Consider the following 16,112-nt stretch of genomic DNA (forward strand, 5'->3'; position numbering starts at 1 on the left):
GACTGACTTTACAAGCGCAGCCAACGCAGCATCGGCGTAAAAGATTCGTTCCGAGCACAAAGAATTTGCCTGGCGGCCGTAGCGCGGTGGTCCCACCTGACCCCATGCCGAACTCAGAAGTGAAACGCCGTAGCGCCGATGGTAGTGTGGGGTCTCCCCATGCGAGAGTAGGGAACTGCCAGGCATCATATAAAGCGAAGACCCCGACCGGAAGGCCGGGGTTTTTTGCGTTGTGTCGCGGTAAAAAGCGGATACCTCCTTCCCGGGCCGACTTTTTCCTCTGAAGATGTAAAAAAATAAGCCTTACTGACCGATCGATCAGGTAAACTGGCGGCAGTCAAATTTGTTAAGGCCATCTGATGTCCAGCCAGTCCCCCTCTCTGAAACCCTTTAATACCTTCAATCTCGATGTCAAAGCAGAACAAATTGTGGTGGCCGAAACCACCGCTGAGCTGATTAATGCCTGGCAAACCAGCCAGAAGAATCAGCAGCCCGCTCTTTTACTCGGAGAGGGAAGTAATATTCTTTTTCTGGAAGATTTTCAGGGTGTTGTGATTGTCAATCGTCTGAAAGGCATCCACGTTAAAGAGAGCGATGAGGCCTGGCATTTGCACGTAGCATCCGGTGAAAACTGGCATAATCTGGTGCAGTACTCATTGGAAAATGGTTTCTCCGGTTTAGAGAATCTGGCGATGATTCCTGGCTGTGTTGGCTCCGCACCGATCCAGAATATTGGCGCTTATGGTGTGGAACTGAAAACTGTCTGTGAATATGTTGATGTGCTGAAACTTACCTCTGGTGAAACGCGGCGTTTGTCAGCGGAAGAGTGTCAGTTTGGTTATCGCGACAGCATATTCAAGCATCACTACCAGACAGGCTATGCCATTATTGCCGTCGGACTTAAGCTGAAAAAAGCGTGGCAACCGGTGACGACTTACGGTGAACTCAGTAAATCTGATCCGACTACGATTACGGCACAGCAGATTTTCGATACCGTCTGTCATATGCGCAGCAGTAAATTGCCCGATCCTCGTACCACTGGAAATGCCGGCAGTTTTTTCAAAAACCCGGTTGTTGATGCGGCTTTTGCTGATTCTTTGTTAAAAAATTATCCTGACGCTCCGCTTTATCCTCAGGCTGATGGCACGGTCAAACTGGCGGCTGGCTGGCTGATTGATCGTTGTAACCTGAAAGGATTTTGTGTGGGGGGAGCTGCCGTGCATCGGCAGCAGGCGCTGGTTCTGATCAACCAGCAACAGGCCAGCAGTAGCGATATTGTGGCGCTGGCACATGAGGTGCGACAGCGCGTTGGGAGCAAATTTAACGTCTGGCTTGAGCCTGAAGTACGCTTTATTGGTGCTACAGGAGAAAAGGATGCGGTTAAGGTAATTTCATGAAAGCGAATATCGTTCCTCTGGCATTAATCAGGCTGTTAGCGGATGGCGAGTTTCATTCGGGCGAGCAGTTGGGTGAACAGCTGGGTATGAGCCGGGCTGCAATCAATAAACATATTCAGACCCTGAAAGACTGGGGCATAGATGTGTTTACCGTGGTGGGGAAAGGCTACAGTTTGCCAGCGCCGATCCAGTTGCTGGATGAACAAACGATTACTGCGCAGCTGGTTGATGGTCGCCTGGCCGTAATACCGGTGATTGATTCCACCAATCAGTATCTGCTGGATAGAATGGATCAATTGCAATCCGGAGATGCCTGTGTTGCTGAATATCAGCAGGCAGGAAGGGGCCGCCGCGGCAGGCAGTGGTTTTCACCCTTTGGCTCCAACCTCTATCTTTCGATGTACTGGCGTCTGGAGCATGGCCCGGTTGCCGCGATGGGATTGAGCCTGGTGATTGGCATTGTCACCGCCGAAGTATTACAGGAGTCAGGGGCCAGTGATGTACGGGTAAAATGGCCAAATGACCTCTATCTGCACGATCGTAAACTGGCGGGTATCCTGGTAGAACTAACGGGGAAAACGGGCGATGCGGCGCAAATCGTGATGGGAACAGGCATTAACCTGGCGATGCGCTCGCCGGATACGACTATCGTCAATCAGGGATGGATTAACCTGCATGAAGCAGGTGTTGATATCGACCGCAACCTGCTGACTGCCAGGCTGGTAAACAAAATGCGCCAGTCGCTGACATTGTTCGAAAGTGAGGGACTGGCTCCGTTTATCGACCGCTGGAGAGCGCTGGATAATTTTATCGATCGTCCGGTGAAGTTACTGATAGGCGACCGTGAAATCCCTGGCATTGCCAGAGGCATCGATCAGCAGGGTGGATTACTACTGGAGCAGGATGGCATCGTGAAATCATGGGTAGGAGGAGAGATCTCGCTGCGTCCGCAGGATAAGTAACGATTCCCTGCGCTGCCTTCATTTTTCCGTCATCGGTGCGGAATCTTTAAAAAACAGCCAGACTTTCATTCCAGATGCGTACAAAGAGGGGCCGGTGGCCCCTTTTTTTCATTTTGATTACAGAGAGTTAAGAAAGGCCAGCAGGTCCTCGTTCAGCTGCTGTTGATGGGTCACGGCAAAACCGTGCGGCGCACCGTCATAAATTTTTAACTGAGACTGTTTAATCATCTCAGCGGCGAGCTTACCGGTGGCTTCGAAGGGCACCACCTGATCGTTACTGCCATGAATTATCAGCGTTGGCACGGTAATTTTGGTCATATCCGGCCGGAAATCGGTTTCAGAAAATGCGGTGACACAGTCAAGTGTTCCCTTAAGGGAAGCCAGCAAGGCCATATTCAGCGTCTGTGTTAATACGCCGTCAGAAATCGACATCCCCTTATTCAGGCCGTAGAAGGGCGTGGCAAAGTCACTGATATACTGTGCCCGATCTTTGATTAATCCGGCCTTAATCTCGTCAAAGACTGATTTATCAACGCCTTCAGGATGGTCATCCGTCTTTATAAACAGGGGTGTGACTGCGCCCAGCAGCACCAGACTGGCCACCCGATCTGTACCATACTTCCCGATATAGCGGCTGACGTCGCCACCGCCCATAGAAAAGCCCACCAGAGTGACATCCCGCAGATCAAGATGCTGCAACAGGTCATTAATGTCTGAAGCAAAAGTATCGTAATCATAACCTTGCCAGGGCTGATCTGAACGACCAAAGCCACGACGATCCCAGGCGATCACCCGAAAGCCGCGTTCTGCCAGGAAATACATCTGGCTGTCCCACATGTCCGCATCCAGCGGCCAGCCGTGGCTGAAAATGACAGGTTTACCTTTACCCCAGTCTTTAAAATAAATCTGTGTACCATCCTGTGCCGTAAATGTACTCATGTTCTTTTCCTCAGGTCATGCCGTGTCTGTTAACCATAGCTTCCCTGAAGAAAAAAGAGACATCAGAAATATTCACGCACAGTTCAACATCGTCTTATTGCTCATTGATCTTTTGTTATCTGACAGACTTCATGGGCGAGGTTGAATTTAAAAGGAGAAGGTTGAGAAAAGATGCAGCCTGAGCTTAAACAGGAAAGGCGATCACAACCGGAATCTGATTCAGGTAGCTGAGGCTGATAAGCCAGGAGGGGCGAGAGGCCCCTCCTGGTGAACGTTACGCCAAATCGAAACGATCCAGATTCATTACCTTGTTCCATGCCGCTACGAAGTCAGTAACGAACTTCTCTTTGGCATCACTGCTGGCGTAAACTTCCGCCACGGAACGCAGCACTGCGTTAGATCCAAATACCAGATCTGCGCGGGTAGCGGTAAATTTCACCTCCCCGGTGAGTCGATCGCGTCCTTCAAAAATCTCGTTGCTGCTGCCGGTCGCTTTCCATTCATTACCCATATCCAGCAGATTAACGAAAAAGTCGTTGCTGAGTATGCCCGCGCTTTGCGTGAACACACCATGCTGGCTGCCGTCAAAATTAGCGCCAAGAACGCGCAGGCCACCAATCAGGGCGGTCAGTTCAGGTGCGGTCAGCGTAAGCTGCTGCGCTTTATCAATCAGCAACTCCTCGGTAGAAGCACTATTGAAGACGCGACGATAGTTGCGGAAGCCATCAGCAGCTGGATTAAGCAGTTCGAAAAGATCAATATCGGTTTGATCCTGGCTTGCATCTACCCGTCCTGCCGCGAAAGGAACGGAAATGTTAACGCCCGCGGCCTGCGCGGCTTTCTCAACGCCAACCACACCCGCCAGCACGATAATATCAGCCAGCGAAGCTTTGCCGGATGCCTGCTGGATGCCCTGCAACACGGACACCGCACGCGCCACATTTGCATTCACCGGCCAGTCGCGTTGTGGTGCCAGCGCCAGTCTGGCACCATTTGCACCGCCACGTTTGTCACCACCCCGGAAAGTGGACGCTGACGCCCAGGCAACAGAAACCAGTTCGCTGACGGACAGATCGGATTGCGCGATAGCCGTTTTCAGATTGGCAATATCTGCATTGTCAGGATGATGAACCGCCTGCGGCAGCGGATCCTGCCAGATTAACGCTTCTTTCGGCACTTCCGGTCCAATATAGCGAGCCAGAGGCCCCATATCTCTGTGAGTCAGCTTATACCAGGCGCGGGCGAACGCTTCGTTAAACGCCTGTGGGTTGTTAAGAAAACGGCGGGAAATTTTTTCGAATTCCGGATCGAAACGTAATGTCAGGTCGGTAACCAACATGGTTGGCTTACGTTTTTTAGCCTTATCGAATGGATCGGGAATAATTTCTTCAGCATTAACCGCCTCAAACTGAATGGCTCCCGCCGGACTACGTGTCTGCACCCACTCATATTTGAACAGGTTTTCGAAAAAGTAATTGCTCCACTGCGTCGGTGTTTGTGACCATACCACTTCCAGACCAGAGGTGATGGCATCTGCGCCTGAGCCACTTCCATGCGTGCTTGACCAGCCGAAGCCTTGTGATTCAATCGAGGCGGCTTCCGGATCGGCTCCGACATGACTGGTTTCGCCAGCACCGTGAGTTTTACCCAGCGTATGACCACCTGCAATCAGAGCAACAATCTCCTCATCATCCATACCCATATTGCCGAAGGTCGCCCGAATCGCCGGGGCTGCTGAAGCAGGATCGCCGCTGTGTTCAGGCCCTTCAGGGTTAACATAAATCAGACCCATTTCGGTGGCACCCAACGGAGCCTGGGCCAGAGATTCAGGATGGCGATGCTCCAGCCAGGTTTTTTCACTTCCCCAGTCCACATCCATATCCGGCTCCCAGACGTCTTCGCGCCCGGCACCAAAACCGAAGGTGCGAAAACCGGCACTTTCCAGCGCCACGTTACCGGCCAGAATATAGAGGTCAGCCCAGGAAATTTTCTGACCATACTTCTGTTTGACCGGCCACAGCAGGCGGCGGGCCTTATCAAGGCTGACGTTATCCGGCCATGAGTTTAATGGCGCAAAGCGCTGCTGACCGCGTCCGGAGCCGCCACGGCCATCGACAGAACGGTAGGTCCCCGCACTGTGCCAGGCCATACGGATGAAAAGACCGATATAGCTGCCCCAGTCGGCTGGCCACCACGGTTGAGAATCAGTCAGCAGTGCTTTGAGGTCACCTTTCAGCGCAAAATAGTCGAGCTTGCTGAACTCCTGACGATAGTTAAAACTTTTGCCCAGCGGATTAGAACGTTCAGAGTGTTGATTGAGCAGGTCCACGCGTAATTGATTGGGCCACCAGTCACGGCTGGTCGTGCCGCCACCCGCATGCTGTTCCTGTTTGCCCTGATGAAAGGGGCATTTTCCCGCAGCGGAGGTGTCTTGTGAATCGGTTGGCGTACTCATGAATAAGCTCCATTTTTTAAGATGTTCTGATGTCTTGGTACGATAAATGCCTTTCCGGATAAGTCCTACCTGTATAAAACTACGGGTGTGATAGTTAATTCCTTTCATTTTGTCGAGGATTACGGGACGTGACGGTCAGGGCACGACATTGCTTCCGCTGATAAGCGTAGGTCAATATGCAACTCGTTGCTTTGAAAGGCATGATTGGGCGGGAAGAAAAAAAGGGCCCTGATTATGGGCCCCTGTGTGACTGAAAATTCTCTCTGCGTCCCTGTTCAGCGCGCATTAACATGCGTTGCGTAACCGCCGAGAACTGCAATCAGCATGATTGCGGGCGAGAAGCTGAATCAGCGCATGGTGACAAATTCTTCCGCACCAGTCGGATGAATCGCTACGGTATTGTCGAAATCTTTTTTGGTTGCGCCCATTTTCAGCGCCACCGCAAAGCCCTGCAATATCTCGTCCATACCGTAACCGATGCCGTGAATACCGACAATTTTCTCATCTTTTCCGACGCAAACCAGCTTCATACGGCACGGCTGGCGATGCTGCGTCACAGCGGTATACATGGCGGTGAAAGCGGATTTATACACTTTCACCTGGTCATCCCCGTATTGCTCACGGGCTTCGGGTTCGCTCAGGCCAACAGTACCAATTGGTGGATGGCTGAAGACCACGGTGGGGACGTTGCTGTAATCCAGGTGCTCTTCCGGTTTGTTATTAAACAGGCGTTCAGACAGGCGACGACCCGCTGCCACCGCGACCGGCGTCAATTCGACTGCGCCAGTGTTATCACCCACCGCGTAAATGCCCGCGACGCTGGTATTCTGATATTTATCGACGTTGATATAGCCTTTTTCATTCAGCTTTACACCGGTCGCTTCCAGGTTCAGATTATCAGTCGCCGGTTCGCGACCAATCGCCCATACCAGGCAATCAACGGTCTGCTCTTTACCGTTTTCCAGTTGCAGAGTCAGGCTGCCGTCGGCATTTTTGATTACCGCCTTTGGCACAGACTCGGTGTGCAGCGTTGGGCCTTCGGTGTTCATCACCTCAACCAGCGTTTCAACGATCAACGGATCGAAAGAACGCAACGGGGCATGTTTGCGCACGAACAGATGAGTTTCAGAACCCAGAGCGTTGACCACGCCCGCAATTTCAACCGCGATGTAACCAGCGCCCACCACGGCGGTGCGTTTCGGCAGGGCATTCAGCTCGAAAAAGCCATCAGAATCGATACCGTATTCTGCACCAGGCACTGAAGGCTGGCTGGGACGGCCACCGGTGGCAATCAGAATGTGGTCCGCAGTGATCTTCTCACCGTTAACTTCCACGGTGTGTGCATCAATAAAGCGGGCGAAACCTTTGATTACCTCAACCTTATTTTTGCCCAACACGTTGTCATAAGAGGTATGGATGCGGTCAATGTAGGCGCTACGATTTTTAACCAGCGTATTCCAGTTGAAGCTGTTTACGGTGGTATCAAAACCGTAGTCCGGGCCGTACTGATGGATTGCTTCGGCAATTTGCGCTGCATGCCACATCACTTTTTTCGGCACACATCCGACATTCACGCAGGTACCGCCCAGATCTTTTGCCTCGATCAGCGCGCACTTTTGTCCATACATGGCAGCGCGATTTACAGAGGCGATGCCGCCGCTGCCGCCACCAATAGCAAGGTAGTCATAATGTCTGGTCATCGGGAATGTTCCAATAAGTCGGTGAAGTAAACTGGCGTTAGTGTAGCGTTACTCGGGTCCATCCCGCAAAGATTGCACCTATGATTGTGATAGGGCGGAGTGCAGAAAAATCGGTAATAATCGGGGCTTGCTAAGCAACGCGCAGAGGGAAGACGGATGGAACTGCTATTTTTAGGCACCGGCGCAGGCACACCGAGCCGCCTGCGTAATGTCACCAGTATTGCCTTAAATCTACCGCCAGCGCGCGGTGGCAGTTGGTTGTTCGACTGTGGGGAAGGCACGCAGCATCAGATAATGCGCAGTCCGGTCAAGCCAGCCAGGCTGGAGAAAATTTTTATTACCCATCTGCATGGCGACCATGTTTTTGGCCTGCCGGGATTGCTGACCAGCCGGTCAATGAGTGGCAACAAAGATCCCATCACGCTTTATGGACCGCCCGGGATTAAAGCCTTTGTGGAAACCACCCTCAGTCTCAGCGGTTCCTGGCTCTGTTTTCCGCTGGAGATTGTGGAAATTACTGCCGGAGAAATCTTCAACGATGAGCACTTCCGTGTAACAGCCTTTCCGCTGACCCATCCGGTCGAATGCTATGGCTTTCGTATTGAACAGCATGATAAGCCGGGAAGGCTTGATGCTGCGCGTCTGCTGGCCGATGGCATCAAACCAGGCCACCTTTTCCAGCAGCTTAAGCGAGGCAAAACGGTGACGATGCAGGATGGCCGGGTTGTCGATGGCCGCCACTATCTGGGGCCATCGGTGAAAGGGCTGACGCTGGCGATTTTTGGCGATACCGGCCCGACAGCTGCCGCGGCCGAACTGGCTGACAACGCCGATGTGGTGGTACATGAAGCCACCCTGGAGGTGGCAATGCAAGAAAAAGCCAATGGACGCGGACACTCTTCCACCGTGCAGGCTGCGACGGTGGCAAAACAGGCCGGAGCGAAAAGGCTGATTGTGACGCACCTCAGTTCGCGTTATCTGCGCGAGGATGATGAACGCTTACTGGCAGAGTGTCGGAAGATTTTCCCGCAAACAGAGATGGCGCACGATTTTTCGCTCTTCAGCTTATAACGCCACAGAAGCTGCCGGGAGCGTTACCCGGCAGCAAAGATTACTCCGGTACAATCCAGCTGACTTTAGTGTGCCCGGTGCCGCCGGGGACCAGATGCTTATGCAGCCACGGCAACACATTATTCATCTGCTGCTCCAGTTTCCACGGTGGGTTAATCACCACCATGCCCGATGCGGTCATGCCGCGCCGATCGCTGTCAGGCAGTACCGCCAGTTCGATCTGCAAAATACGACGGATGCCGGTGGCTTGCAGATCGGCAAACAGACGCTTAATCTGCTGGCGCAATACCACCGGATACCACAATGCATAGATGCCGGTGCCAAAACGTTTATAGCCTTCCTGAATACCCTTCACGACCGCCTGATAGTCGCTTTTCATTTCATAGGGCGGGTCGATCAGAATCAGGCCCCGGCGTGAGGGTGGCGGTAGTTTTGATTTCAACTGCTGGTAGCCGTCTGCACGCTCGGTGCGGGCGCGTTCATCTTTCTGGAATTCATTACGCAGCAGCGGATAATCACTCGGGTGCAGCTCGGTCAGATTCAGTTTATCGCCAGCCCGCAGCAAATGACGCGCAATCAGCGGTGAACCGGGGTAATAACGCAATCTGCCGCCCGGATTCAACGCCTTGATGCAGGAAATATAGCTGGCCAGCTCTGCCGGTAAATCATCCTGCTGCCAGATACGGGCAATACCTTCCAGATATTCACCTGTACGTTCAGCATGTTCGCCGCTCAACTGGTAGCGTCCGGCACCGGCATGGGTATCAAGATAAAGGAACGGTTTCTCTTTCTCGTTGAGCGCATCAATGATCAGGCTCTGAACCGTGTGCTTAAGTACATCGGCATGGTTACCGGCATGAAAACTGTGTCGATAGCTGAGCATTCTTATTTATCCTGTTGATTTTACAAGGCTCTGATTGATGGTAATCAATTTACTATAATGATTGCCCACGAATTACCCCACAGAACGACGCACAGCAACGGATGCAGGAAAAAGCATGAGAACCCTTTGAGGCGGAGGATTATATCAGGGATGCTCGCCGGATGGGCTGAAAGCAACTGAACAAATCGGCATGATTTGCCGCAGGCAGAGAGGTCCGGCGGTTAAGGTGGCGGACAGGCACCCGTCCGCACGGTAAGATCGTCTGTTATGCCGGGTGGTGCTGCCAGACAGGGTAGGTAAAAAACAGCAAATGCAGCAGGTTAAAGCAAAAATGGACCAGCGTGGCCAGCCAGATTCGTCCGCTCCACAGCCAGGCGAGGCCGTAAATGATCCCGGTGAGGGTGGCAAAAAATACCAGTAGCGGGCCACCGGCAATATGCGCCAGGCCGAACAACAGTGCTGCAAGCAATAATCCCCAGATATTGCCCATCAACTGGCTGAGTCGCTGCTGAATATAGCCACGGAACAGGGCTTCTTCTGCCAGCGAGACAAAGAACAGATTGGCCAGCATAAATGACCCCAGCCACTCAGGGGCGTGAAGCTCCACGCGCAGCCCGCCTGAAAGCGTGGCGACCAGCAACAACATCGGCATCGCCAGCAGCAGTACCAGCCACCACAGCGAATTGGCGGGAGAAACGGCGGGGCGTCTGAGCAGGGTTGGCAGGCAGGCCAGCAGCAGGAAAGGGATCAGCGCTTTATCCAGATTGTACCAGAAGCTGAAAGGCGCACTTTCCGGCCCGACTTTCACCGCCTGCACAACCTGATGGTTGTTGAATCCGGGAACCAGATGCAGCATCAGTGCCAGCGATGCGGCAACCAGAATAAACTCCGCTGCCCTGCCCGCCACAGAGTGCTCACTGGCCTTCACACGATAAATTGCCACCGCCGCCAGCCCTGCCAGTGCCATCAGACCTGGCAGTTGCAGCGTATGGTTGAAAACCCCAACCGCCAGCGTGATTGCCAGCAGAGCCAGTGATATGCGCAGGTGAAACGGTAAAAAGAATAATGAGGCGGCTAACAGATACCACATAGTGAACGCTCCCTGTGAAATAAACAGTCATACCAACATAGCGGCGGAAAAAGTATGCTACCAGGCGGCCTCTCAGGCAAGCGCGCTGCCCTGCCTTGATTTTCGCTACACTTAGCCTCATGTTAACGTAATCGTGCGTTTAACCGCGCTTCAAACCTATCATGAACAAGGACTGCGCTATGACCAACCCGTTACTGACATCTTTCACTCTCCCGCCTTTCTCCGCCATTAAACCAGAACATGTTGTGCCTGCCGTAACCAAAGCCCTGGAAGACTGCCGAGCGGCGGTTGAAACGGCGGTGGCAAAGGGCGCGCCTTATACGTGGGAGAGTCTGGTGCAGCCGTTGGCTGAAGTGGACGATCGTCTGGGACGTCTGTTCTCGCCTGTCAGCCATCTGAATTCGGTTAAAAACAGTCCGGAGCTGCGTGAAGCTTACGAGCAGACGCTGCCTCTGTTGTCGGAATACAGCACCTGGGTGGGGCAGCATAAGGGGCTGTATCAGGCGTACCGTAACCTGAAAGAGCACAGCTATGAAGGTCTCAGTCTCGCGCAGAAGAAAGCGGTTGATAACTCGCTGCGTGATTTTGAGCTGTCCGGGATTGGCCTGTCACCGGAGAAGCAGAAGCGCTATGGCGAAATAGCGGCGCGCCTCTCTGAACTGGGTTCGAAATACAGCAATAACGTGCTGGATGCCACTATGGGCTGGAGCAAGCTGATCGCTGATGAAAGCGAACTGTCTGGCCTGCCGGAGAGCGCGCTGGCGGCGGCAAAAGCGCAGGCTGAGGCGAAAGAACAACAGGGCTGGCTGCTGACGCTGGATATTCCCAGCTATCTGCCGGTAATGACCTATTGCGATAACCCGGCGCTGCGTGAAGAGATGTATCGCGCCTACTCCACGCGCGCCTCCGATCAGGGGCCGAATGCGGGCAAGTGGGATAACAGCGAGGTGATGGCCGAAGAGCTGGCGCTGCGTCACGAGCTGGCGCAATTGCTGGGGTTTGCCTCTTATGCTGATAAATCGCTGGCGACCAAAATGGCTGAAAATGTGGAGCAGGTGACCGGTTTTCTGACCGACCTGGCGCAGCGCGCGCGGCCACAGGCTGAGAAAGAGTTGCAGCAGCTACGCGCTTTTGCGAAGAAAGAACACGGTGTCGACGAGCTGCAACCCTGGGACCTGACCTATTACGGCGAGAAACAGAAGCAGCATCTCTACACCATTAATGACGAACAGCTACGGCCTTACTTCCCGGAAGAGCGCGCGGTCAGTGGCCTGTTCGAGGTGGTGAAACGTATTTATGGCATCACCGCGCAGGAGCGCAAAGATGTGGATGTTTATCATCCGGATGTGCGCTTCTTCGACCTGTTTGATGAAAGCGGTGAACTGCGTGGCAGCTTCTATCTGGATCTCTATGCCCGCGAGCACAAACGCGGTGGGGCGTGGATGGATGACTGTGTTGGTCAGATGCGTAAGGCGGATGGATCACTGCAAAAACCGGTGGCTTATCTGACCTGTAACTTCAACCGCCCACTGGCAGGTAAACCGGCGCTGTTTACGCATAATGAAGTGACCACGCTGTTCCATGAATTTGGTCATGGCCTGCACCATATGCTGACCCGCATTGAAACGCCTGGCGTATCTGGCATTAACGGTGTGCCGTGGGATGCGGTCGAGCTGCCAAGTCAGTTTATGGAAAACTGGTGCTGGGAACCGGAAGCGCTGGCATTTATCTCCGGACATTATGAAACGGGTGAGCCCCTGCCGCAGGCACTGCTGGATAAAATGCTGGCGGCAAAAAACTATCAGGCGGCGCTGTTTATCCTGCGTCAGCTGGAATTTGGTCTGTTTGACTTCCGCTTACACGCCGAGTTTGAGCCTGCGAAAGGTGCGCAAATTCTTGAGATGTTGCAGGAGATTAAAAAGCAGGTGGCGGTGGTGCCGGGGCCGTCGTGGGGGCGTTTCCCCCATGCTTTCAGCCATATTTTTGCGGGTGGCTATGCGGCTGGCTATTACAGCTACCTGTGGGCCGACGTACTGGCCGCTGATGCGTATTCGCGCTTCAAAGATGAAGGGATTTTTAACCGTGAAACCGGTCAGTCCTTCCTGGATAACATCCTGACTCGCGGAGGGTCTGAAGAACCAATGGAGCTGTTCCGGCGCTTCCGGGGACGTGAACCGCAGCTGGATGCGATGCTGGATCACTACGGCATTCAGGAACAGGTTTAGTGGAAATTTGTTTTATTGATGAGACAGGCGTCGGCGACGACGCCTTTTCTGTTTTGGCGTCCCGCTGGCAGTTGCACCATGCTGACAGTGCGTCAATGGCTCTGGTGATGACGCCCACCCACCTGGAGCTGCGTAAGCGTGATGAGCCAAAGCTCGGCGGCATCTTTGTGGATTTTGTGGCAGGCGCGATGGCCCATCGCCGACGTTTTGGCGGCGGTCGTGGTGAGGCGGTGGCAAAAGCAGTAGGAATCAAAGGCACTTTTTTGCCGGCAGTCGTTGATGCCACAGCGGGACTGGGACGCGATGCCTTTGTGCTGGCTTCGCTGGGGTGTCGTGTCCGGATGCTGGAACGTCATCCGGTGGTGGCTGCGTTGCTTGAGGATGGCTTACAGCGGGGCTATCAGGATGCCGAAATTGGCGGCTGGCTGCGTGACCGGTTAACGTTAATCCATGCTTCCAGCCTGGCGGCGCTGAGTGAGTTCAGCGACAGGCCCGACGTGGTCTATCTCGACCCTATGTACCCACATAAGCAGAAAAGTGCGCTGGTAAAGAAAGAGATGCGGGTGTTCCAGACGCTGGTTGGCGCAGATGATGATGCCGATGGCTTACTGGCCCCGGCCCGCAGGCTGGCAAAAAAACGGGTGGTGGTAAAGCGGCCAGATTATGCCCCGCCGCTGGCTGGCGTAGAGACCCGCTCTGCGGTGGTGACAAAAAGTCACCGTTTTGATATCTATCCGCCACTGGACGGCGAGTAAAAGCCAGCTTTTCAAGGGACTGGAGCGGTAAAGTAAACGTCCCCCCTGTGCCGGACATCTATCTGTCACAGGGGGGACGTTTTTTTAAGGTACATCGCTTCTGATTCAGAGCTGCCGCGGTTTGACATATCGGGGCAGTAAATCGTAAAGCCAGAACTTACTGATCTTCCTCATCGCGCAGGGGCACAATCAACATATCAACGTGGACAGTATTAATAAGCTGGCGGGCTGATGACATCAGTTTGCTCCAGAAGTCCTGGTGATGCCCGCACACCACCAGATCCACATCGTACTGTTTAATGGCATCAACCAGCACCTGACCAAGATCGCCACTGCCGCTCAGGGTTTCTGACACCGGATACCCTGCGCTGGTGGAGAGCTCTGTTAAAGCTGAGTGAGTTTCTTCAGAAATGCGCTTCTGCATATCGCCCAGATTAACATCGATTAATCCGGTGTAGAGATCAGAATAGTTTACATCCACGTGAATCAACGAAACTCTGGCATCATAGGGGCGGGCGATGGAAACTGCCTTAGCGACCAGCAGCTTACTTTCCGGTGAAAGATCGACGGCAATCAGAATGTGCTTGTAAGACATAACGCTACTCCTTCCATTTGTTGCGGCAGGTCGCCGCAAGACAATCTTGTCTTGTTGCTATCATAACACATTGAAATCCTTTGTAATGTTGAAGATGGGCGGGATTTTTCAAGGCCTGTACAGTGGGCTGGCTGGTGACGCTTTTCTTAATGCGATCCAGTATAGCCCGAATTGTTAACCCATGAGTCTGCCGCGTATGGCCTTTGCGAAGCGGATCAAATTGAATTTTTCTCTTTTTAATAAAGTCACAGAGAACATCGCTGGAAAAATTTTAAACTGATCTCCTACACTGAAAAGTGAAGATAATTCCTGCGCTAACGGCCTTCGCGCTACCTGGAGGAGAGATGATTAGCACTACCGCGCTTTTTTGGGCTTTGTGTGTCGTTTGTCTGGTGAACATGGCGCGTTATTTTTCCTCTTTGCGCGCATTACTGGTGGTGCTTCGCGGGTGCGATCCTTTGCTGTATCAGTATGTTGATGGAGCGGGGTTTTTTACTTCACATGGGCAGCCGGGCAAGCAGGTAAGGTTGGTGCGCTATATCTGGTTACAGCGTTATCGCGATCATCATGATGATGAATTTATTCGTCGCTGTGAGCGTGTGCGCGGGCAGTTTATTCTCAGCAGCGCACTCTGTGGACTGGTGCTGGTCAGCCTCGCAGGTTTACTTTTCTGGCATTGAATAAACCGCAGAAAGTGAAAAGGGTGGGAACCAGTCCCACCCTTTTTTATTGACATGACCCGTCCTGAATAGCGTTGACACATTTTCCCGCGATTCTGAGGAGAATGTGATGAAGCAATATGTTAAACGTACACAACGCGACTACTCTCTGTCCTTTAAACTGGCCGTCGTTGAGCAGGTTGAAAAAGGTGAGATGACTTATCGTCAGGCTCAGGAGCGCTACGGTATCCAGGGGTGCTCCACCGTTCTGAAGTGGCTGCGTAAATATGGCCAGCTGGACTGGCACTCTTCAAAGCAGCGCAGCGCACGTGGAGGACTCATGAAAAAATCCCTTCCCCTTACGCCTGAACAACGAATCAAAGAGCTTGAGCAGCAGCTGGCTGAATCCGAAGTGAAGGCGCAGTTCTTTGAGGCCGTCGTGAAGGTCATGAACACTGAGTTCGGTGCCACGCTGACAAAAAAGCAGTTAGCTTCGTTATCGCGCAGGCAAAAACACCCGGACTGACCATCGTCAGGGTCTGCCGGTTTTTAAAAATAAGCCGTCAGGCCTGGTATCAGGGGTGTCAGCGCGTGCAACGTAAGTCAGAGCAGGCCTGCCGCATTACTGAGGAAGTGAAAAACCTCAGGATGCAGCAACCGCGCCTGGGCACGCGCAAGCTGCACCATATCCTTAACTGTCGGGATGCACCTGAACTGCATATCGGGCGGGACAGCCTGTTTACCGTACTCCGGGAGGCCGGGCTGCGGGTACGTCCGGCCAGGGCTTATCATAAAACAACCCACAGCCATCATCGCTTTTATAAGCATCCAAACCTGCTGAAAGACGGGCCGGGGCGGACCGTCATCTCCGGCCCGGAGCAGGTTTGGGTGGCGGACATTACCTGGCTTCCGGTCAGAACCGGCACGGCTTACGTGAGCCTGGTAACCGACGCATTCTCACGGAAAATAGTGGGTTACCATGTGCATGAAAGTCTTCATACAGAGCACGTGGTGAAGGCGCTACAGATGGCACTGAAAAACCGGCATGGCAGGACACCGCTGATCCATCACTCCGATCGCGGCATACAGTACTGCTCAGCGATGTACCAGTCGGTGCATGAAAGACACGGGCTAATCTGCTCAATGACGGATGGGTATGACTGTTATCAGAACGCCATTGCGGAGAGGGTCAACGGAATACTGAAAAACGAGCTGCTGATAACGCGCCCGGCAGACATCGTTCAGGCAGAAATAATGGTGGCGGAGTCGGTAAGAATCTACAATAGCCAGCGACCGCATCTGTCGCTGAAATATAAAACGCCAGATGCAGTACATCAGGCGTTTTGAGGGCGTAAAGTGTCAACCTATGCCAGGACTAGTC

13 protein-coding genes and 1 rRNA gene are annotated in these 16,112 nt (G+C 53.1%); 8 read left to right on the forward strand and 6 right to left on the reverse strand.

Annotated features, from left to right (window positions below; translation table 11 throughout):
- Window positions 1–68: 68 nt before the first annotated feature.
- The 3 genes from rrf to birA all read left to right on the forward strand — a co-directional run bounded on the left by rrf (window position 69) and on the right by birA (window position 2,359).
- Window positions 69–184 (forward strand): 5S ribosomal RNA (gene rrf, locus BG55_RS00930).
- Window positions 185–359: 175 nt separating this feature from the next.
- Complete coding sequence (gene murB / locus BG55_RS00935; RefSeq protein ID WP_034933272.1) at window positions 360–1,397, forward strand: UDP-N-acetylmuramate dehydrogenase; 1,038 nt, start codon at window positions 360–362, stop codon at window positions 1,395–1,397.
- Window positions 1,394–2,359 (forward strand): bifunctional biotin--[acetyl-CoA-carboxylase] ligase/biotin operon repressor BirA, encoded by a 966-nt coding sequence (birA, locus tag BG55_RS00940; RefSeq protein ID WP_034933275.1) that lies wholly within the window; start codon window positions 1,394–1,396, stop codon window positions 2,357–2,359. Before murB ends, birA begins: the two co-directional genes overlap by 4 nt.
- Before the next feature lie 117 nt (window positions 2,360–2,476).
- Here birA and BG55_RS00945 read toward each other — a convergent pair whose 3' ends face one another.
- From BG55_RS00945 to gorA, 3 genes are all read right to left on the reverse strand, one after another.
- Entirely contained in the window at window positions 2,477–3,298 is an 822-nt protein-coding gene (locus BG55_RS00945; RefSeq protein ID WP_034933277.1) for an alpha/beta fold hydrolase, read from the reverse strand.
- Window positions 3,299–3,572: 274 nt separating this feature from the next.
- Window positions 3,573–5,753 (reverse strand): catalase/peroxidase HPI, encoded by a 2,181-nt coding sequence (katG, locus tag BG55_RS00950; RefSeq protein WP_034933278.1) that lies wholly within the window; start codon window positions 5,751–5,753, stop codon window positions 3,573–3,575.
- 347 nt (window positions 5,754–6,100) lie between these two features.
- Window positions 6,101–7,453 carry a glutathione-disulfide reductase gene (gene gorA, locus BG55_RS00955; protein WP_034933279.1) on the reverse strand — a complete coding sequence of 451 codons (1,353 nt, stop codon included), beginning with the start codon at window positions 7,451–7,453 and terminating at the stop codon, window positions 6,101–6,103.
- 156 nt (window positions 7,454–7,609) lie between these two features.
- Here gorA and rnz point away from each other — a divergent pair, with 156 nt between their 5' ends.
- A complete protein-coding gene (rnz, locus tag BG55_RS00960) occupies window positions 7,610–8,524 on the forward strand; it encodes a ribonuclease Z (RefSeq protein WP_034933280.1) in 915 nt (304 codons plus the stop codon).
- Window positions 8,525–8,564: 40 nt separating this feature from the next.
- Here rnz and BG55_RS00965 read toward each other — a convergent pair whose 3' ends face one another.
- Entirely contained in the window at window positions 8,565–9,407 is an 843-nt protein-coding gene (locus BG55_RS00965; protein WP_034933282.1) for a 23S rRNA (adenine(2030)-N(6))-methyltransferase RlmJ, read from the reverse strand.
- Window positions 9,408–9,672: 265 nt separating this feature from the next.
- Window positions 9,673–10,497 carry a CPBP family intramembrane glutamic endopeptidase gene (locus tag BG55_RS00970; RefSeq protein WP_034933284.1) on the reverse strand — a complete coding sequence of 275 codons (825 nt, stop codon included), beginning with the start codon at window positions 10,495–10,497 and terminating at the stop codon, window positions 9,673–9,675.
- Between the two features lie 179 nt (window positions 10,498–10,676).
- On the opposite strand from BG55_RS00970, the gene prlC reads away from it, so the two are divergent.
- Both prlC and rsmJ read left to right on the forward strand, forming a co-directional pair.
- Complete coding sequence (prlC, locus tag BG55_RS00975) at window positions 10,677–12,722, forward strand: oligopeptidase A (RefSeq protein ID WP_034933285.1); 2,046 nt, start codon at window positions 10,677–10,679, stop codon at window positions 12,720–12,722.
- Entirely contained in the window at window positions 12,722–13,477 is a 756-nt protein-coding gene (gene rsmJ / locus BG55_RS00980; RefSeq protein WP_034933286.1) for a 16S rRNA (guanine(1516)-N(2))-methyltransferase RsmJ, read from the forward strand. The genes prlC and rsmJ overlap by 1 nt, the downstream gene beginning before the upstream one ends.
- 157 nt (window positions 13,478–13,634) lie before the next feature.
- Here the strand turns inward: rsmJ and uspA are convergent, their stop codons facing one another.
- Window positions 13,635–14,072: a universal stress protein UspA gene (uspA, locus tag BG55_RS00985; RefSeq protein ID WP_034933287.1), complete on the reverse strand. Its 438-nt coding sequence runs from the start codon at window positions 14,070–14,072 to the stop codon at window positions 13,635–13,637.
- 344 nt (window positions 14,073–14,416) lie between these two features.
- Here uspA and uspB point away from each other — a divergent pair, with 344 nt between their 5' ends.
- Together uspB and BG55_RS01000 are read left to right on the forward strand one after the other, a co-directional pair.
- Window positions 14,417–14,752, forward strand: a complete 336-nt coding sequence (uspB, locus tag BG55_RS00990; protein WP_034933288.1) for a universal stress protein UspB — start codon at window positions 14,417–14,419, stop codon at window positions 14,750–14,752.
- A gap of 109 nt (window positions 14,753–14,861) precedes the next feature.
- A protein-coding gene (locus BG55_RS01000) for an IS3 family transposase (RefSeq protein WP_152542550.1) occupies window positions 14,862–16,078 on the forward strand; the annotation gives its coding sequence in 2 pieces (ribosomal slippage) (window positions 14,862–15,206 and window positions 15,209–16,078; 1,215 coding nt in all).
- The last annotated feature ends 34 nt before the right edge of the window (window positions 16,079–16,112 follow it).

The organism is Erwinia mallotivora (assembly GCF_000590885.1).
GTDB lineage: Bacteria > Pseudomonadota > Gammaproteobacteria > Enterobacterales > Enterobacteriaceae > Erwinia > Erwinia mallotivora.

Excerpts from the sequence above, each read along its gene's own strand:
- murB (WP_034933272.1), top strand. The coding sequence starts at position 360 with ATGTCCAGCCAGTCCCCCTCTCTGAAACCCTTTAATACCTTCAATCTC.
- birA (WP_034933275.1), top strand. The coding sequence starts at position 1,394 with ATGAAAGCGAATATCGTTCCTCTGGCATTAATCAGGCTGTTAGCGGAT.
- BG55_RS00945 (WP_034933277.1), bottom strand. The coding sequence starts at position 3,298 with ATGAGTACATTTACGGCACAGGATGGTACACAGATTTATTTTAAAGAC.
- katG (WP_034933278.1), bottom strand. The coding sequence starts at position 5,753 with ATGAGTACGCCAACCGATTCACAAGACACCTCCGCTGCGGGAAAATGC.
- gorA (WP_034933279.1), bottom strand. The coding sequence starts at position 7,453 with ATGACCAGACATTATGACTACCTTGCTATTGGTGGCGGCAGCGGCGGC.
- rnz (WP_034933280.1), top strand. The coding sequence starts at position 7,610 with ATGGAACTGCTATTTTTAGGCACCGGCGCAGGCACACCGAGCCGCCTG.
- BG55_RS00965 (WP_034933282.1), bottom strand. The coding sequence starts at position 9,407 with ATGCTCAGCTATCGACACAGTTTTCATGCCGGTAACCATGCCGATGTA.
- BG55_RS00970 (WP_034933284.1), bottom strand. The coding sequence starts at position 10,497 with ATGTGGTATCTGTTAGCCGCCTCATTATTCTTTTTACCGTTTCACCTG.
- prlC (WP_034933285.1), top strand. The coding sequence starts at position 10,677 with ATGACCAACCCGTTACTGACATCTTTCACTCTCCCGCCTTTCTCCGCC.
- uspA (WP_034933287.1), bottom strand. The coding sequence starts at position 14,072 with ATGTCTTACAAGCACATTCTGATTGCCGTCGATCTTTCACCGGAAAGT.
- uspB (WP_034933288.1), top strand. The coding sequence starts at position 14,417 with ATGATTAGCACTACCGCGCTTTTTTGGGCTTTGTGTGTCGTTTGTCTG.